At 72.8% G+C, this 16,905-nt stretch carries 17 protein-coding genes; 12 read left to right on the top strand and 5 right to left on the bottom strand.

From position 1 onward, the window contains the following. Positions 1-398: 398 nt before the first annotated feature. Positions 399-1,229, bottom strand: coding sequence for a hypothetical protein (locus tag ACIO9K_RS03760; RefSeq protein ID WP_063348785.1), 831 nt, complete (start codon positions 1,227-1,229; stop codon positions 399-401). Positions 1,230-1,447: 218 nt separating this feature from the next. Here ACIO9K_RS03760 and mshA point away from each other — a divergent pair, with 218 nt between their 5' ends. Both mshA and ACIO9K_RS03750 read left to right on the top strand, forming a co-directional pair. Beyond that, positions 1,448-2,818 (top strand): D-inositol-3-phosphate glycosyltransferase, encoded by a 1,371-nt coding sequence (mshA, locus tag ACIO9K_RS03755; RefSeq protein WP_400327496.1) that lies wholly within the window; start codon positions 1,448-1,450, stop codon positions 2,816-2,818. A 109-nt stretch (positions 2,819-2,927) separates the two neighbouring features. After that, the gene (locus ACIO9K_RS03750) at positions 2,928-3,440 is read left to right on the top strand and encodes a YbjN domain-containing protein (protein WP_363582360.1); all 513 of its coding nucleotides are present in this window, start codon (positions 2,928-2,930) and stop codon (positions 3,438-3,440) included. 22 nt (positions 3,441-3,462) lie between these two features. On the opposite strand, the gene ACIO9K_RS03745 is transcribed toward ACIO9K_RS03750, so the two are convergent. Next, positions 3,463-4,836, bottom strand: coding sequence for an MDR family MFS transporter (locus ACIO9K_RS03745; RefSeq protein ID WP_400326797.1), 1,374 nt, complete (start codon positions 4,834-4,836; stop codon positions 3,463-3,465). A 149-nt stretch (positions 4,837-4,985) separates the two neighbouring features. Here ACIO9K_RS03745 and ACIO9K_RS03740 point away from each other — a divergent pair, with 149 nt between their 5' ends. Continuing rightward, positions 4,986-5,744, top strand: coding sequence for a phosphoglyceromutase (locus ACIO9K_RS03740; protein ID WP_063348789.1), 759 nt, complete (start codon positions 4,986-4,988; stop codon positions 5,742-5,744). Between the two features lie 282 nt (positions 5,745-6,026). Beyond that, a complete protein-coding gene (locus tag ACIO9K_RS03735; protein ID WP_400326793.1) occupies positions 6,027-6,617 on the top strand; it encodes a lytic polysaccharide monooxygenase in 591 nt (196 codons plus the stop codon). Positions 6,618-6,731: 114 nt separating this feature from the next. Here the strand turns inward: ACIO9K_RS03735 and ACIO9K_RS03730 are convergent, their stop codons facing one another. Then, positions 6,732-6,911, bottom strand: a complete 180-nt coding sequence (locus ACIO9K_RS03730; protein WP_063348791.1) for a hypothetical protein — start codon at positions 6,909-6,911, stop codon at positions 6,732-6,734. Positions 6,912-7,195: 284 nt separating this feature from the next. Next, positions 7,196-7,876, bottom strand: a complete 681-nt coding sequence (gene phoU / locus ACIO9K_RS03725) for a phosphate signaling complex protein PhoU (protein ID WP_350878362.1) — start codon at positions 7,874-7,876, stop codon at positions 7,196-7,198. Between the two features lie 307 nt (positions 7,877-8,183). Here phoU and ACIO9K_RS03720 point away from each other — a divergent pair, with 307 nt between their 5' ends. Together ACIO9K_RS03720 and ACIO9K_RS03715 are read left to right on the top strand one after the other, a co-directional pair. After that, positions 8,184-9,605: an ATP-binding protein gene (locus tag ACIO9K_RS03720; RefSeq protein WP_363617730.1), complete on the top strand. Its 1,422-nt coding sequence runs from the start codon at positions 8,184-8,186 to the stop codon at positions 9,603-9,605. A gap of 2 nt (positions 9,606-9,607) precedes the next feature. After that, a complete protein-coding gene (locus ACIO9K_RS03715) occupies positions 9,608-10,303 on the top strand; it encodes a response regulator transcription factor (protein ID WP_030061050.1) in 696 nt (231 codons plus the stop codon). A gap of 109 nt (positions 10,304-10,412) precedes the next feature. Here the strand turns inward: ACIO9K_RS03715 and ACIO9K_RS03710 are convergent, their stop codons facing one another. After that, entirely contained in the window at positions 10,413-11,081 is a 669-nt protein-coding gene (locus ACIO9K_RS03710) for a DUF461 domain-containing protein (protein ID WP_363617732.1), read from the bottom strand. Positions 11,082-11,509: 428 nt separating this feature from the next. Between ACIO9K_RS03710 and ACIO9K_RS03705 the strand changes: the two genes are divergently transcribed. From ACIO9K_RS03705 to rlmB, 6 genes are all read left to right on the top strand, one after another. Then, positions 11,510-11,992, top strand: a complete 483-nt coding sequence (locus tag ACIO9K_RS03705) for a CarD family transcriptional regulator (protein WP_030244332.1) — start codon at positions 11,510-11,512, stop codon at positions 11,990-11,992. Positions 11,993-12,274: 282 nt separating this feature from the next. Beyond that, a complete protein-coding gene (ispD, locus tag ACIO9K_RS03700; RefSeq protein WP_363582488.1) occupies positions 12,275-13,030 on the top strand; it encodes a 2-C-methyl-D-erythritol 4-phosphate cytidylyltransferase in 756 nt (251 codons plus the stop codon). After that, complete coding sequence (ispF, locus tag ACIO9K_RS03695; protein WP_363617734.1) at positions 13,020-13,541, top strand: 2-C-methyl-D-erythritol 2,4-cyclodiphosphate synthase; 522 nt, start codon at positions 13,020-13,022, stop codon at positions 13,539-13,541. Before ispD ends, ispF begins: the two co-directional genes overlap by 11 nt. A gap of 146 nt (positions 13,542-13,687) precedes the next feature. Next, a complete protein-coding gene (locus ACIO9K_RS03690; RefSeq protein ID WP_063348796.1) occupies positions 13,688-14,080 on the top strand; it encodes a PPOX class F420-dependent oxidoreductase in 393 nt (130 codons plus the stop codon). Between the two features lie 94 nt (positions 14,081-14,174). Then, entirely contained in the window at positions 14,175-15,584 is a 1,410-nt protein-coding gene (gene cysS / locus ACIO9K_RS03685; RefSeq protein ID WP_363582347.1) for a cysteine--tRNA ligase, read from the top strand. A gap of 135 nt (positions 15,585-15,719) precedes the next feature. Beyond that, positions 15,720-16,712, top strand: a complete 993-nt coding sequence (gene rlmB / locus ACIO9K_RS03680; protein WP_350878370.1) for a 23S rRNA (guanosine(2251)-2'-O)-methyltransferase RlmB — start codon at positions 15,720-15,722, stop codon at positions 16,710-16,712. The last annotated feature ends 193 nt before the right edge of the window (positions 16,713-16,905 follow it).

Genomic DNA, 16,905 nt, shown 5'->3' with positions numbered 1-16,905 from the left:
GCCTGGCACCGTGCGCCGGGGAACTTCTCGCGACCATAACGTGATCTCCGGGGATTTCTCTGGCGGACCGGCGCCGTTGTGGTTTTTGCCACGCCGGTGGCGGTGCGGTGATCTGACTCGGACGACGGCTGGGATCCCCGCGTCGGCGGGGAAGGAAGGGGGCGGGCGAGGGTGACGCGGATCACCCTGGTCGAGGGTGACGTCGGGGGCCGCAGGTGGACGCCGTGGCGCCGGGCGGCGACGGCGCACGGGCGGGTCGTCCGGCGGCGTCCATCGTGACGTGATGGGGCGTCAACACGCCAGTGGTATTCGATAACTCGTTCGAGTGAATGCGGCGAGTCGCTCACCCGCACCGGCCCCGGTCCGTGCCGGGCCGGCGGCTCCGGCCGCGCGACCCGCTACGGCGCGAGCGCGCTCCAGGGCACCGTGACCTCACCCTGCCGCCACCGCCCGCGCGCGTCCACCAGCGGCCAGTCGCCCGCCAGCGCCGTGCAGGCCGCCACCCAGCGCTGCCGCGCCCCGAACGCCCCGTACGGCGCGGCCGCCGCCCAGGCCCGGTCGAAGTCGGCCAGGAAGGCGTGCACCGGTCGGCCCGGCACGTTGTGGTGGATCAGCGCCTTCGGCAGCCGTTCGGCCAGGTCGGAGGGCTGGCCGAGGCCGCCCAGCCGGGCCGCGAAGGTCACCGTCCGGGGCCCCTCCGGGCCGAGCGCGACCCAGACGTGCCGCCGTCCGATCTCGTCGCAGGTGCCCTCCACCAGCAGCCCGTCCGGGGCCAGCCGGGCGCAGAGCCGCTCCCAGACCCCGGCCACCGCCGACTCGTCGTACTGCCGCAGCACGTTGGCGGCCCGGATCAGTTGGGCCGGCGCGCCGCCGTCCAGCGGGACCTCGAAGCCGCCGCGCCGGAAGGTCAGCAGTGGCGGTTCGGCGTACGGCAGCGCGGCCGCGACCCGCTCCGGCTCGATCTCGATCCCGACCACCCGGACGTCCGGGCGCACCGTGCGCAGCCGCCCGGCCAGTTCGACGGCCGTCCACGGCGCGGCGCCGTAGCCGAGGTCGACCGCCACCGGCGGGCGGCCACCGGCGCGCAGCGTGCGGCCGAGGGTGTGGGCGATCCAGCGGTCCATCCGCCGCAGCCGATTGGTGTTGGTGGTGCCCCGGGTGACCGTCCCCACCGGCCGTCCGGTCCGCCCACGGGCGGGTGCGGTCGCGGAGTCGAAGGAGGCAGCCATGCCTGGAAGGGTAGTCGGGTCCGCGTCGGCACCGCTGTGACCTGGGGCGTCACCCCGTCCGGCATCTCGTCCGCCGGACCGGGAATGCCGGACGCGGGCCGGGTGGTTGGCAGTCTGGTGGTGATGTGTGCCCGGGACGGGGCAGCGCACACCGGACAGCGGGCGGCCCGTGCGCGGGCCGTCGAGACGGGCCGCACAGAGGAGGCTTCAGCCAGGTGATCCAGCACCCCGTCCGTTCGGTACGCCGTGCCCAGCCCGCCGCGCCCGCGCGGGGCCGGCTCCAGTCGCTCGTCCCGGGCCGCCGCCGCCCGCGCCGGATAGCGATGCTGAGTGTCCACACCTCGCCGCTGCACCAGCCCGGCACGGGGGACGCCGGCGGGATGAACGTCTACATCGTCGAGCTGGCCAAGCGCCTGGCCGCGCTCAACATCGAGGTCGAGGTGTTCACCCGGGCGATCTGCTCGGACGACGCCCCCACCGTCGAGCTGGCCCCCGGCGTGCTGGTCCGGCACGTCACCGCCGGCCCGTACGAGGGCCTGCTGAAGGAGGACCTGCCCGCCCAGCTGTGCGCCTTCACCCACGGGGTGCTGCGGACGGAGGCGGGCCACCGCCCCGGCCACTACGACCTGGTGCACTCGCACTACTGGCTCTCCGGGCAGGTCGGCTGGCTGGCCGCGCAGCGCTGGGGGGTGCCGCTGGTGCACACCATGCACACCATGGCGAAGGTGAAGAACGCCGCGCTGGCCGAGGGTGACACGCCCGAGCCCGCGGCCCGGGTGATCGGCGAGACCCAGGTGGTCGAGGCGGCCGACCGGCTGATCGCCAACACCACCGAGGAGGCCGCCGAGCTGGCGCTGCACTACGCCGCCCGGCCGGACCAGCTGGCCGTCGTCCACCCCGGCGTCAACCTGGACGTCTTCCGCCCCGGCGGGGCGTCGGCGCGGGCCGCCGCCCGGGCCCGGCTGGGCCTGCCGCAGGACGCCGCGGTGCTGCTCTTCGCGGGCCGGATCCAGCCGCTGAAGGCCCCGGACGTGCTGCTGCGGGCGGTCGCCGAGCTGCTGGCGCGCCGCCCGGGGCTGCGCGAGCACCTGCTGGTGCCGGTGGTCGGCGGTCCGTCCGGCACCGGACTGGCCCGGCCGGAGAGCCTGCACAAGCTCGCCGCCCAGCTGGGCATCGGCGACGTGGTGCGGTTCCACCCGCCGGTCGGCCAGGCCGAGCTCGCGCAGTGGTACCACGCGGCGACGGCGCTGGTGATGCCCTCGTACAGCGAGTCCTTCGGGCTGGTCGCGCTGGAGGCGCAGGCCTGCGGCACCCCGGTGGTGGCGGCCTCGGTCGGCGGCCTGCCGGTCGCGGTGCGGGACGGCGAGACGGGCACGCTGGTGCACGGCCACGACCCGGCGGCCTGGGCGCACGCGCTGGAGCCGTACGTCACCGACCGGGGCCTGGTCGCCCGGCGCGGCGCGGCGGCGGCCCGGCACGCGGCCGGCTTCGGCTGGGACACCGCCGCGGCCAGCACCGCCGAGGTGTACGCCGGCAGCCTGGCCCGCCCGGCCGGCCGCTTGGCCGCCGCCCGGCGGCGGCTGGCCTGACCGCGGCCGGACCGCTTCCTGACCACGAGCCGACTGCGGCCCGACTGCGGCGGCCGGGGGCACGCACCGCTGGTGCGCGCCCCCGGTACCGCCGAGTAACGTCACCCCCATGGCAATCCGCACCAAGGACGAGGCCCTGACCCTCCTGCGCACCGCCCTGGACGACGCCGGAGCGGCCTGGGAGCCCGCCGCCACCGACCCGTACACGCTGGTGGTGACGCTCCCGGGCACCCGCAAGCTGAGCACCGCCTGCGCGCTGCGGGTCGGCGACCACACCCTGTCGGTGAACGCCTTCGTGATCCGCCGACCGGACGAGAACCACGAGGCCGTCTACCGCTGGCTGCTGGAGCGCAACACCCGGCTGTACGGCGTCGCGTACGCGATCGACCCGCTCGGCGACGTCTACCTGGCCGGCCGCCTGCCCCTGGAGGCGCTCACCCCGGACGCCGTGGACCGGCTGCTCGGGACGGTGCTGGAGAACGCCGACGAGCCGTTCAACACCCTGCTGGAGCTGGGCTTCGCCTCGGCGATCCGGCGCGAGTGGGAGTGGCGGACCAAGCGCGGGGAGTCCACCCGCAACCTGGCCGCCTTCGCCCACCTGGCCGCCCCGGCGGCCGACTGACCCGGCAGCGGGGCCGGCGCCCTCAGATGCCCGCCGGAGCCTTCTTCTCCGCGGCGGGCTCCGTCACCTCGGGCCCCGGCACCTCGGCCCCCGGCACCTCCGTCACCGGGACCTCCGTCACCGGCACCTCCGTCACCGCGACCTCCGGCACCGCCCCGGCGCGGCCCGCCGTCGCGTCCGTGCGCCGCCCGAGCACCACGTGCCCGGCCGCCGCGACCGTGCCGCAGACCCCGCACACGATCCAGAGCACCGCGGAGCCGGCGTGCTGCAGCAGCAGACCGCCGATCGCCGGGCCGAGGAACGAGGCGAGCGACCAGGAGAGCGAGTAGACGCCCTGGTAGCGGCCGCGCGCGTGGGTCGGCGCCAGTTCGGCGACCAGTCCCATGATGGTCGGCGCGTTCAGGACCTCGCCGACCGTCCAGACCGCCACCGAGAGGGCGAACAGCCACGCGGACGACCCGGCCAGCGCCGCCAGCCCGAAGCCCCAGCCCGTGATCAGGCAGCTGGCTATCAGCATGGCGGTCCGGGAGCGGGCCTCCATCCACCGGGTGAGCGGGATCTGGAGCACCACGATCAGCAGCCCGTTCAGGCCGATGACCAGCCCGTACTCGGTGGAGCTGATGCCCGCGGCACCCATGTCGACGGCCAGGGTGGTGCTGCCCTGCTGGAGGATCAGGGCGAGCAGCAGGTTGAGCCCGACGACGGCCATGAACCGCCCGTCCCGGAACACCGCGCCGAGGCCGACCGTCGGTTCGTCCGTCCCCTTCCCGTGCTGCGGCGAGTCCTGCGGCTTGGTCTCGGGGATCCGGATGAAGATCACCACCGCGCACACCAGCGTGGAGAGCGCGTCGAGCAGGAAGAGCGTGAGGTAGCCGTGGGTGGCGATCAGGCCGGCCACGGCGGCGGAGAGGCCGAAGCCGATGTTGATCGCCCAGTAGTTCAGCGAGTACGCGCGGACCCGGTCCTCGGCCGGGACGAGGTCGGCGATGATCGCCGAGGTCGCGGGCCGGGTGGCGTTGTTGCAGAGGCCGACCAGGAAGGCCACCGTGGCGATCGCCACCTGGCCGTCCGTGAAGCCGAGTACGGCGGTGAACAGTGCGGTGCCGAGCTGGGCGGCGACCAGGGTCGGGCGCCGGCCGATCCGGTCGGTCAGCACGCCGGCGCCGATCGCGGCGACCGCCGAGCCGAGGCCGTAGAGGGAGGCCACCAGGCCCGCGTAGGAGGCCGAGTACCCCCGGTTGGTGGTCAGGTAGAGCGCGAGGAAGGTGAGCACGAAAGCGCCCAGCTTGTTCACCAGCGTGCTCACCCAGAGCCACCAGAACTCCCGTGGCAGCCCGCCCACCGTCTCCTGTATCAGCTTTCGGATCCGGGGGTTGGTGAACAGGGCGACGGGCATGTGGGGGGCTCCCGGGGCAGGCGTCCGCCGAGCGGCACGGGCAGGTCCGGTCAGCCGACGTATGTAAGTGCCAGATAGGCGGTGCACACATTACACATCTGCCGTAGGTCCGGACCAGCGCTTTTCCTGCCTCCACTAAGCTGGGGGCCATGGCTGACACGACGTACCGACTCATCCTGCTCCGCCACGGCGAGAGCCAGTGGAACCAGAAGAACCTGTTCACCGGTTGGGTCGACGTCGACCTCAACGAGAAGGGCGAGAAGGAGGCCGCGCGCGGTGGCGAGCTCCTGGCCGCCGAGGGCCTGTTCCCGGACGTGCTGCACACCTCGCTGCTCCGCCGTGCGATCCGCACCTCGCAGATCGCCCTGGACAAGGCCGACCGCCACTGGATCCCGGTCAGTCGCAGCTGGCGCCTGAACGAGCGACACTACGGTGCGCTCCAGGGCAAGGACAAGGCCCAGACCCTGGCCGAGTTCGGCGAGGAGCAGTTCCAGCTGTGGCGCCGCTCGTACGACACCCCGCCGCCGGTGCTGGCCGATGACGCCGAGTACTCGCAGGCCGGTGACGCCCGCTACGCGGACATCCCGAGCGAGCTGCGTCCGCGCACCGAGTGCCTGAAGGACGTCGTCGACCGGATGCTCCCGTACTGGTACGACGCCATCGTCCCGGACCTCGCCGCCGGCAAGACCGTCCTGGTCACCGCCCACGGCAACAGCCTGCGCGCGCTGGTCAAGCACCTCGACGGCATCTCCGACGAGGCCATCGCGGGCCTGAACATCCCGACCGGCATCCCGCTCGTGTACGAGCTCGACGCCGACTTCAAGCCCGTCACCAAGGGCGGCCGCTACCTCGACGCCGACGCCGCCGCCGCGGCCATCGAGGCGGTCAAGAACCAGGGCAAGAAGTAACCCGCCTGGCGAAACGGCCCCGCCTCCCGGTTCGCCGGGGGCGGGGCCTTCGTCGTTCAACCGGCCTGTGCGGAAGTCGAGTTGAGTCCGGATTCGGCGGCCGGATCCGGGCTCGTCCCAATAGTGGTTCAGACCATTGACGGGTGGCGGAGTCCGCTCCTACGGTGAGGGCGCCGGACTGCCGCAGGCATGCCAAGGATCTCCCCGTCCCGGCCGCCGCACCCCCACGCGCGCGCGTCTGCGTCCCGGCGCACTCTCCATCCACCCCCACGGAGGAGCATCATGCGCACACGTCACATCGTCGGGGCGGTGGTCGCCGCCCTCGCGGTGCCGCTCACCCTCGCCGTCCCGGCGCAGTCCCACGGGTACATCTCGACGCCGCCCAGCAGGGCCGCGCTCTGCGGAGCGGGCGGGGTGTCGTGGGACTGCGGCGACATCCAGTGGGAGCCGCAGAGCGTCGAGGGCCCCAAGGGCTTCCCGAGCGCCGGGCCCGCCGACGGCACCATCTGCGCCGGCGGCAACTCCCGCTTCGCCGAGCTGGACGACCCGCACGGCGGCGCCTGGCCGACCACCGCGGTGACGGCGGGGCAACAGCTCACCTTCACCTGGACGTTCACCGCCCGGCACGCGACCACCGACTTCCGCTACTACCTGACCAAGCCGGGCTACGACGCGAGCCAGCCGGTCACCCGGGACAGCCTGGACCTGACGCCCTTCCTGATCGCCCCGTACGGCGGGAAGCAGGTGCCCAGCACGCTCAGCCACACCGCGACCGTCCCGAGCGGGCGCACCGGCCACCAGGTCGTGGTCGCGGTCTGGACGATCGCTGACACCGGGAACGCCTTCTACTCCTGCACCGACGTCCAGTTCTGACGCCCGGGGCGGCACGGTGACGCCGTGCCGCGGACGCGCGGCACCAGGACGCGCAACGAGGTGCACGGCCGACGGAAGGCCGTGCACCTCGGGAACTCCTCGGCGGCGGACCGCTCAGTGGCCGCCGCAGCAGCCGCCGTCCGCGCCGCCGCACTGGCAGGGCGCGCCGGACTGGCAGCCGCAGCCGCAGCCGGGGCCGCAGCCGCAGCCGGCCGCGAGGACGGGCAGGAGCTTCGGGGTGGGCGGCTCGACGGTTTCGTGGGCGCGTGCCGGTCGGGTGGGGTTGGCCTTCATCGAGCTGTTCCCTCCTAGTGACGGGCACAGTCCTGTGCCCCCAACGTCGAGTGAAGCCGCCGATCGGAGGGAGCGTCAACAGGCGCGCAGTGGTGGGATGTACGGGGCGTCGTGCGCCCCCACCACCCCTGTCGCAGGTTTACTCACCCCGCGGGGGGAGCGGCCGCCCCTTGAAGCCCCGAGCCCCGAGCTTGAGCCCCGAGCTTGAGCCCCGAGCTTGAGCCCCGAGACGCCGAGCCCTGAGGCCCCGAGCCCCGAGGCGGCCGCACCGCACCCGCACGAGGTCACTCCGCCGCCGCGGCCTCCGAGGCGGCCACGAACTCGGCCACGTGCTCGCCCGTCACCAGGTACACCACGCGCTTGGCGACCGACACCGCGTGGTCCGCGAAGCGCTCGTAGTAGCGGCCGACCAGGGTGATGTCGACGGCGGTCTCGATGCCGTGGTGCCAGCGGTCGTCGATCAGGTGCGACAGCAGCTCGCGGTGCAGGGAGTCGATGGCGTCGTCGTCCTGCTCCAGCTCCAGGGCCTTGTCGACGTCCTTGGTGGCGATCACCAGGCCGGTCTTGGCCACCAGGCGCTGGGCGAGCTGGCCCATCTCCAGGACGGTGGAGTGCAGGTCGCCGGGCACGGCGGAGTCGGGGTAGCGCATCCGCGCGACCTTGGCGACGTGCCGGGCGAGGTCGCCGCAGCGCTCCAGGTCGGAGCTCATCCGCAGCGAGGTGACGACGATGCGCAGGTCGGTGGCGACCGGCTGCTGGCGGGCGAGCAGGTCGATCGCGCGGTTCTCCAGCTCGTGGTGGAGGTCGTTGATCTTCTCGTCGGCGGCGATCACGCTCTCCGCCAGCGCCAGGTCCGCGTCCAGGAGTGCGGTGGTGGCCCGGCCCAGGGCCGAGCCGACCAGTCGGGCCATCTCGACCAGGCTGTCGCCGATCGCATCGAGTTCCTCGTGGTACGCGTCGCGCATGCTCTCTCCTCAGTAGCTGTGTCGGTGGCGGTGCCGACCGGCCGGCCCGTCCGACGATCGTCTTGTCGTCCGGGTGACCGCTGCTGGTGGCGCGAATCGTACGCGCACACCTGAGACGGCGGCCGGTGGTTCGGCCCGCCGCCCACTCCCACACGGGCTGCATGGCCAACTCTGGGCCGTCCGGGCGACGATGCACGGCCGGTGTGGTGAATCAGCGGCCACGTGAAGGTGAATTCTCGGCAACGCGTGGCCGATGCCTTGATCGGGCCCTTGGGGAGTGGCCTGGCCGTGCGCTTACGCTGGCCACATGGACGTGAACGTGGCCGCCGCCGCTGCCTGCGCCATAGCCGGGCTCGGCGTCGGCCTCACGGCCTCCATCGCCTTCCGTTGGAGCGAGCGCGAGCAGGCCAGGGGCAGGTACGGCGGCACCAGCAGCAGACACCACGGTCGGCACCAGGGCTTGGGCGCCGGCACCCCGGAGCCCCCGCTGCCGCCGGGGGTGGACACCGTCCTCTCCGTCCTCCGCTCCTGCGCGATCGTGCTGGGCGAGGGCGACGAGGTGGTCAAGGCCAGCTCCGCGGCGTACGCGATGGGGCTGGTGCGCGGCGGCGCGGTCGCCGTGGACCAGATGCTCTCGCTGGCGCGCGCCACCCGCCGGGACGGCGAGATCCGCCAGGTCGAGCTGGAGGTGCCCCGCCCCGGCGTGGCCCGTGCGGGCGAGCCGCTCGCGGTCTCCGTCCGGGTCGCCCCGCTGGGCTCCCGGCTGGTGCTGGTGCTGGTCGAGGACCAGACCGAGCGCCGCCGGGTGGAGGCGGTCCGCCGGGACTTCGTGGCCAACGTCAGCCACGAGCTGAAGACCCCGGTGGGCGCCCTGTCGCTGCTCTCCGAGGCGGTCGCCGACGCGTCCGACGACCCGGAGGCGGTGCAGCGCTTCGCCGGCCGGATGCAGATCGAGGCGACCAGGCTGGCCAGCCTGGTCCAGGAGATCATCGACCTCTCCCGGGTGCAGGACGACCGGCTGATGGTGGATCCGGAGCCCGTCGCGGTGGACGAGCTGATCGCCGAGGCGATCGACCGCTGCCGCCAGCAGGCCGCCGCCAAGCAGATCCTGATCACGGCCGGCGGCATCGCCGGGCTCTACCTGCACGGCAACCGCGGCCAGCTCGCCGCGGCGCTCGGCAACCTGGTCGAGAACGCCGTCAACTACAGTCCTCCCCGTACCCGGGTGGCGATCGCCACCCGCCGGATCTCCAGCGCCGCGGCGCTCGGGGAGGCGGACGGCGAGCTGATCGAGATCTCGGTCACCGACCAGGGCATCGGCATCTCGGAGAAGGACCGCGAGCGCGTCTTCGAGCGCTTCTACCGGGTCGATCCGGCCCGCTCCCGGGCGACCGGCGGAACCGGCCTCGGCCTGTCCATCGTCAAGCACGTCGCCGCCTCGCACGGCGGCACGGTCTCGGTGTGGAGCGTCGAGGGCCAGGGTTCGACCTTCACCATCCGCCTGCCCGCCGGGCAGGCGCCCGAGGCCGAGGACGGCGACGACCTCGACGACACCGGCGACCTCGGCACCCGCGGTGCCACCGGCGGCCGTGGCGCCGCCGCCTCGCCCACCAGAACCCTCACCACGGACCGGACGGCCACCACAGGCCGCACGGACCGTCCGCTCCCCACGGGGGAGCGGGAACACCCCCTGTCAGACGCAACCCCCCAGCTTGCCCCGGAGGCCTGATCGTGACCCGAGTACTGGTGGTCGAGGACGAGGAGTCGTTCAGCGACGCCCTGTCGTACATGCTCCGCAAGGAGGGCTTCGAGGTGGCCGTCGCCGCCACCGGCCCCGACGCCCTGGAGCAGTTCGAGCGCAACGGCGCCGACCTCGTCCTGCTCGACCTGATGCTGCCGGGCCTGCCGGGCACCGAGGTCTGCCGTCAGCTGCGGGTGCGCTCCAACGTGCCGGTGATCATGGTCACCGCCAAGGACAGCGAGATCGACAAGGTGGTCGGTCTGGAAATAGGTGCGGACGACTACGTCACCAAGCCCTACTCCACCCGTGAGCTGGTCGCCCGGATCCGGGCGGTGCTGCGCCGCCGCGGCGAGGACGGCGGTGCCGGCGAGAACGGCGGCGGCCCGGGCGCCCTGGAGGCGGGCCCGGTCCGGATGGACGTCGACCGGCACGTGGTGACCGTGGACGGCGCCAAGGTCGACCTCCCGCTGAAGGAGTTCGACCTGCTGGAGATGCTGCTGCGCAACGCGGGCCGGGTGCTCACCCGCATGCAGCTGATCGACCGGGTGTGGGGCGCGGACTACGTCGGCGACACCAAGACCCTGGACGTCCACGTGAAGCGCCTGCGGGCCAAGATCGAGCCGGACCCGGGCGCCCCGCGCTACCTGGTCACGGTCCGCGGCCTGGGCTACAAGTTCGAGCCGTAAACCGCGGGCGCGGACAGACGCGGAAGGCCCCCGCCGGCAGTCGCCGGAGGGGGCCTTCGCGTTGGTGTCCGGCAGGCCCGGGAGGGCCCGCCGGACACCATGTGGTGCGTCAGTGGGCGCCGGCGGACTGGGTGGCACCCGGGGTGGCGGCACCGGACGGCGTGGCCGCACCGGTGGTGGCCGGGGCGGCCGGGGTGGTGGTGCCGGCGGCCGGGGTGGTCGCGGCGGCGGTGGCGCCCTTGGTGGGCACGGCCGCCGGGGCCGACGTCGGGCCGAAGCCCTTGTAGAGGCCCTTGTTCGGGCTCACGCCGGCCTGGGCGTCGACCTTCTGGCCGTCCTTGAAGGTGAACGAGGTGGGGACGAAGCCGCCGACCTGGACGCCGACCGAGGCGACCTTGGCGGACGGGTTGCCCTCGCCACCGATCGCCACGGCGCCGCCGGCCGGGACGACGATGGTGGACAGCGGGGCGCCCGCGGCGTCGGAGAACGCGGCGGTGGCACCGTTGCCGACGGTGACGGACTGCAGCTCCGCCGGGGTGCTGCCCGTGTTGGCGATGTTGACGGTCACGTTGGCGGGACCGTTGTGCTCGCCCGAGGACTCGTCCCCGGTGACGACCACGATGTTGTTCAGCCGAAGGTTCGTTCCGAGGGTTGCCGCCGCGTTGTCGGGCTTGACCTGCAGCGTGTCCGGCGTGTTGCCGGCGGCGCAGGACGACAGCGAGGCGATGGCGATGGCGGCGATGGCGGCGATGCTGCCGCGTCGAAGGCTGCGGCTCACGGCGGCGGCTTCTCCTAAGTCAACGTGTCGATAGGTCAGGCCTCAGATTATCGACCTCACTTATGCGCTCCTCACGGGGTGGTCCCCGTGTCGCACTCCCGGGGTTCGCGGGGCGGCCGTCCGGCCGCACTTGTGGCGTGTCCGGGTCACTCTCGGGACAAGCTTCGACCAAGATCGAATAACGATGCGGATACGGCCCGATAAACGGTGAAAACCCAAGATCCAATCATGGTTTCCAGGGTGTTGCGCAAGGTTTCGCCGAACGCCGGAACCGCCTCCGACCTGCGGGAAGCCTCCCTCGAACACCGGTCGCAGCACGTCATGGGGGTCCTTGTCAAGCCCCGAGACCGGCCCTGACCTGCGAAAACGCCCTTCGGGTGCGCTGAAAAGCGTGTTATTCTGGAAAGCCACGGAAGGGGTCCTGTCACATGACGTTCAAGGTTGGCGACACGGTGGTCTACCCCCATCACGGGGCCGCGCTGATCGAGGCCATCGAAATTCGCCAGATCAAAGGTGTGGACAAGACCTACCTGGTGCTCAAGGTGCAGCAGGGAGACCTGACGCTCCGCGTGCCCGCTGAGAACGCGGAGTTCGTCGGCGTGCGCGATGTAGTCGGCCAGGAGGGTCTGGACCGGGTCTTCGAGGTGCTGCGCGCACCGTACACCGAAGAGCCGACCAACTGGTCCCGTCGCTACAAGGCGAACCTGGAGAAGCTCGCCTCTGGTGACGTTATCAAGGTCGCCGAGGTTGTGCGCGACCTCTGGCGCCGTGAGCGCGAGCGCGGCCTCTCGGCCGGCGAGAAGCGGATGCTCGCGAAGGCGCGCCAGATCCTCGTCAGCGAGCTCGCGCTGGCGGAGAACACCAACGAGGACAAGGCGGAGACGCTGCTCGACGAGGTGCTGGCCTCGTAGCGCAGTCGGGCTGCCGCCCACCGCTCACAGCGCCCGGTGTCGGCGCGCCGCTCCCAGGACGAAGCGTCCCGGGGTGGTGCAGTGGCACTTCGGGCGCTGAGGCGTGTCCGGACGACGCCCCCGCCCCGAGCCGGTCCAGGCCCGGCAAGACCGTTTTCCGTCCTGCAAGACCGATTCTGCGGGATTGTGCGGCGGACGGTTGGACCGTAATTCTTCGGAAGGGGCCCGTTAGCGCCCGCCGGGCACGCCAAGGCCATACCCACTTCTCCGAAGGAGTGAAACCTGAACGCCTCAGCAGCAGTCGCAGCAGCAGTGGTGCCCGCCGCCGGACGCGGTGAGCGGCTGGGACCCGGTGCCCCGAAGGCCCTGCGGGAACTGGGCGGCGTGCCGCTCCTGGTGCACGCCGTGCGGGCGCTGGCCCGCAGTCGGGCGGTCGGCCTGGTCGTGGTCGCCGCGCCCGCCGACGGGGTGGCCGAGGTGGTCGCCCTGCTGGACAGCCACGGGCTGGACGGCAAGGACATCCGGGTGGTCGCCGGCGGCGCCACCCGCCAGGAGTCGGTCCGGCTCGGCCTGGCCGCGATCCCGGCCGAGGTGGAGATCGTCCTGGTGCACGACGCGGCCCGCCCGCTCGTCCCGGTCGAGGTGGTGGACGCGGTGGCGGCCGCCGTCCGGGCCGGGGCCGGGGCGGTGGTGCCCGCGGTGCCGCTGGCCGACACGGTGAAGCGGGTCGAGCCGAGCCCGGGCCGCCCCGAGCCGGTGCTCGACACGCCCGACCGGGCCACCCTGCGCGCGGTCCAGACCCCGCAGGGCTTCGACCGGGCCACTCTGGTAGGGGTGCACGCCAAGGCGCTGGCCGAGGAGGCCGCGGGCGCCGACGGCGCGCCGCCGGTCACCGACGACGCGGGCCTGGTGGAGCGCTACGGCGGCCAGGTCGTCGTGGTGCCCGGCCACGAGGAGGCGTTCAAGGTCACCCGTCCACTGGACCTCGTGCTCGCCGAGGCCGTACTCGCCCGCCGGAGGGCCGCCGATGCCTACTGACCCGCTGACGCCCGCCGACCAGGCCCCGGCCCCCGTGCTGCCGCGCGTGGGCATCGGCACCGACGTGCACGCCTTCGAGGCCGGCCGCCCGCTCTGGGTGGCCGGACTGGAGTGGCCGGACGCCGGGGTCGGGCTCTCCGGGCACTCGGACGCCGACGTCGCCGCGCACGCGGCCTGCGACGCGCTGTTCTCGGCCGCCGGGATCGGCGACCTGGGCGCGCACTTCGGCACCGACCGGCCGGAGTGGGCCGGCGCCTCCGGGGTGAAGCTGCTCGGTGAGGCGGCCCGGCTGGTGCGCGCGGAGGGCTTCGAGATCGGCAACATCGCGGTCCAGGTGGTCGGCGTCCGGCCGAAGATCGGCAAGCGGCGGGCCGAGGCGCAGGCCGCGCTGTCGGCCGCGGCCGGTGCGCCGGTGTCGGTGTCCGGCACCACCACGGACGGCCTGGGCCTGACCGGCCGGGCCGAGGGGCTGGCCGCGATCGCCACGGCCCTGGTGTACGAACGGCGTTGAGCCGGGCGCGGTCAGCAGGGCCGGAATAGGCGGGCCCTGACGAGTGTTCACCCGGCGTGGCGGTGGATCGGTCGGTAGTGTGCGGTTCCGGGCCCGGGCGGGGCTTCCCCTCGGGCCGTACCGCCGACGATGAGAAGAGGTTCTCGATGGGCGTCGAACTCTCTGGCCCCGCCAAGGAATTGCTCGACCGCAAGAGTTTCGCCGTGGTGTCCACGATCCAGCCCGACGGCAGCCCCCAGTCCTCGGTCGTCTGGGTCACGCGGGACGGCGACGACATCCTGTTCTCCACCGTCCAGGGCCGCCGCAAGCACCTCAATCTGGTGCGGGACCCGCGCATCTCGCTCGTGGTCAACCCGCCGGAGAACCCGTACGAGTACGTCGAGGTGCGCGGCTCGGCGACGATGACCACCGAGGGCGGCCGGGAGCTGATCAACGAACTGTCCCGCAAGTACCGCGGCGAGGAGTACGGGTTCGACGGCCCGGACGACGTCCGGGTGGTCGTCCGGCTCAGCCCGCGCAAGGTGGTCGGCAACATCTGACCGGCCCGCGCGGCCTGTGGTTCCCCGGGAGTGGGGCATATCATTCCCGGGGAATGTCGCGGGGCACCCCCTCCTGCCCACTACGCTTGACGCTGTGAGCATTCGCCTGTACGACACCAGCACCCGCCAGGTACGCGACTTCGTCCCGCTTGTACCGGGTTGTGTCTCGATCTACCTGTGCGGCGCTACCGTCCAGTCGGCGCCTCATATCGGGCACATCCGGTCCGGTCTCAACTTCGACATCATGCAGCGGTGGTTCGCCTACCGCGGCTACCAGGTCACCTTCGCCCGGAACGTCACCGACATCGACGACAAGGTGATCGCCAAGGAGCGCGAGTTCGGCATCCCGTGGTGGCAGATCGCCTACGAGAACGAGCGGGCGTTCAACGACGGTTACACCGCGCTCGGCTGCCTGCCGCCGACCGTCGAGCCGCGGGCCACCGGGCACATCCCCGAGATGGTCGAGATGATGCGGGGGCTCATCGAGAAGGGCCACGCCTACGCGGCCGACGGCAACGTCTACTTCGACGTGAAGTCGTACCCGGACTACCTCGCGCTCTCCAACCAGAAGCTGGCCGACCTGCGCCAGCCCGAGGGCGAGGGCGAGACCGGCAAGCGGGACCAGCGCGACTTCGCGATGTGGAAGGCCGCCAAGCCGGGCGAGCCGAGCTGGGAGACCCCGTGGGGCCGCGGCCGGCCGGGCTGGCACCTGGAGTGCTCGGCGATGGTCCACAAGTACCTCGGCCCGGCCTTCGACATCCACGGCGGCGGGCTGGACCTGATCTTCCCGCACCACGAGAACGAGATCGCCCAGTCCAAGGCCTACGGCGACGCCTTCGCCAGCTTCTGGGTGCACAACGCCTGGGTCACCATGGCCGGCGAGAAGATGAGCAAGTCGCTGGGCAACTCGGTGCTGGTCTCCGAGATGGTCCAGCGCTGGCGTCCGATCGTGCTCCGCTACTACCTCGGCACCCCGCACTACCGCTCGATGATCGAGTACAGCGAGGACGCCCTGCGCGAGGCCGAGGCCGGGTTCGGCCGGATCGAGGGCTTCATCCAGCGCACCGTCGAGCGCTGCGGGGCGGTCGACGCCGCCCCCGAGGTGCCGCCGGCCTTCGCCGAGGCGATGGACGACGACCTGGGCGTTCCGCAGGCGCTCGCCGTCGTGCACACCGCCGTCCGCCAGGGCAACAGCGCCCTGAACGCGGACGACAAGGAGAACGCGGTGGCGCGTCTGGCCGAGGTCCGTGCGATGCTCGGAGTGCTGGGTCTCGACCCGCTCGCCCCGCAGTGGGCCGGGTCGGAGCGCGGCGAGCCTGGGACAATGAAGAGCATGCACGGTGTGGTCGACTCGCTGGTCCGCCTGGTCCTGGACCAGCGGCAGGCGGCGCGTCAGCGCAAGGACTTCGCCACCGCGGACGCCATCCGCGACCAGCTCGGCCTGGCCGGGCTGGTGATCGAGGACACCCCGTCCGGCCCGCGCTGGACGATCAACAGCCAGTAACCCCATCTGACGATCGGGGTGAGGGTGGGCCGTACCGGACCGGTGCGGCCCTCCCGCATGACGTAGCGCATGCAGTCGGCCGCCGCCGGACAGAACGGGGCGGCCGGGCATGCCGGACAGACAGGAAGTACAGCCATGGCCGGCAACAGCCAGCGCAGGAACCGCCGCAACCCCGGGTCGAAGAAGGGCGCGTCTGTCGGTACCGGCGGCCACAGCCGGAAGGCGCTCCAGGGCAAGGGCCCGACCCCGCCCGGAGCGGAGCGCAAGGGCCACCCGAAGCAGCGCGCCGCCAACGCCGCGGTCAAGCGCGAGCGGGACGCCAAGGCCCGCGCCGGCATGCGCCGCGCCGGCGGCGCCGGTCGCGGCGGCCGGGGCGGCGCGGGCAGCGCCGAGCTCGTCTTCGGCCGCAACTCGGTCGTCGAGGCCCTTCAGGGCGGCGTCCCGGCCACCGCGCTGTACGTCCAGCAGTTCGTCGACACCGACGACCGCGTCCGCGAGGCCTTCCAGGCCGCCAACGACCGCGGCATCCCGCTGATGGAGGCCCCGCGCCCGCAGCTGGACCAGATGACCGGCGGGCTCAACCACCAGGGCCTCGTGCTCCAGGTGCCGCCGTACGAGTACGCGCACCCCGACGACCTGCTGGTCGAGGCCTCCGACTCGGGCCAGGACGCGCTGATCATCGCGCTGGACGGCGTCACCGACTCGCGCAACCTCGGCGCCGTGGTCCGCTCCGCCGCCGCCTTCGGCGCGCACGGCGTGGTCATCCCCGAGCGCCGCGCGGCCGGTATGACCGCCGGCGCCTGGAAGACCTCCTCCGGCGCCGCCGCCCGTCTGCCCGTCGCCCGGGCCACCAACCTCACCCGCACCCTGGAGGCCTACCAGAAGGCCGGTCTCATGGTGGTCGGCCTGGCCGCCGACGGCGAGGCGGAGCTGGGCGACCTGGAGCTGCTGACCGGCCCGGTGGTGATCGTCGCGGGCAGCGAGGGCAAGGGTCTGTCCCGGCTGGTCTCGGAGACCTGCGACATGCGGGTGCGGATCCCGATGTCCGGGCTGACCGAGTCGCTGAACGCCGGTGTCGCGGCGGGCATCGTGCTCTACGAGGCCGCGCGACTGCGCGCCAAGCGCTGAGCACAGCCGGTGTGCGGGGCGCAGGGGAACTTCTGAATTCTCCGCAATCCGAGTGAAAAGCGATCGGGCCCGACCAGGCCCGATCGCTTTTCTCATGATCATTTCAAGTATGCGCCGGACATCCACTCGGGAGAGTGTCCTAAGCGGTGGTCACCCGGTTAGACGGGCGTGGACACCAGAACACCTCGGCGCC

Source organism: Kitasatospora sp. NPDC087271 (genome assembly GCF_044744605.1).
In the GTDB taxonomy this organism is placed as follows: Bacteria; Actinomycetota; Actinomycetes; order Streptomycetales; family Streptomycetaceae; genus Kitasatospora.
Note: the sequence above shows the minus strand (reverse complement) of the source record. Positions and strands in the feature narration are given on the sequence as shown.

Excerpts from the sequence above, each read along its gene's own strand:
- ACIO9K_RS03750 (WP_363582360.1), top strand. The coding sequence starts at position 2,928 with ATGGCAATCCGCACCAAGGACGAGGCCCTGACCCTCCTGCGCACCGCC.
- ACIO9K_RS03745 (WP_400326797.1), bottom strand. The coding sequence starts at position 4,836 with ATGCCCGTCGCCCTGTTCACCAACCCCCGGATCCGAAAGCTGATACAG.
- rlmB (WP_350878370.1), top strand. The coding sequence starts at position 15,720 with ATGGCCGGCAACAGCCAGCGCAGGAACCGCCGCAACCCCGGGTCGAAG.
- phoU (WP_350878362.1), bottom strand. The coding sequence starts at position 7,876 with ATGCGCGACGCGTACCACGAGGAACTCGATGCGATCGGCGACAGCCTG.
- ACIO9K_RS03735 (WP_400326793.1), top strand. The coding sequence starts at position 6,027 with ATGCGCACACGTCACATCGTCGGGGCGGTGGTCGCCGCCCTCGCGGTG.
- ACIO9K_RS03690 (WP_063348796.1), top strand. The coding sequence starts at position 13,688 with ATGGGCGTCGAACTCTCTGGCCCCGCCAAGGAATTGCTCGACCGCAAG.
- ispF (WP_363617734.1), top strand. The coding sequence starts at position 13,020 with ATGCCTACTGACCCGCTGACGCCCGCCGACCAGGCCCCGGCCCCCGTG.
- ACIO9K_RS03720 (WP_363617730.1), top strand. The coding sequence starts at position 8,184 with ATGGACGTGAACGTGGCCGCCGCCGCTGCCTGCGCCATAGCCGGGCTC.
- ACIO9K_RS03740 (WP_063348789.1), top strand. The coding sequence starts at position 4,986 with ATGGCTGACACGACGTACCGACTCATCCTGCTCCGCCACGGCGAGAGC.
- ACIO9K_RS03730 (WP_063348791.1), bottom strand. The coding sequence starts at position 6,911 with ATGAAGGCCAACCCCACCCGACCGGCACGCGCCCACGAAACCGTCGAG.
- ACIO9K_RS03760 (WP_063348785.1), bottom strand. The coding sequence starts at position 1,229 with ATGGCTGCCTCCTTCGACTCCGCGACCGCACCCGCCCGTGGGCGGACC.
- ACIO9K_RS03705 (WP_030244332.1), top strand. The coding sequence starts at position 11,510 with ATGACGTTCAAGGTTGGCGACACGGTGGTCTACCCCCATCACGGGGCC.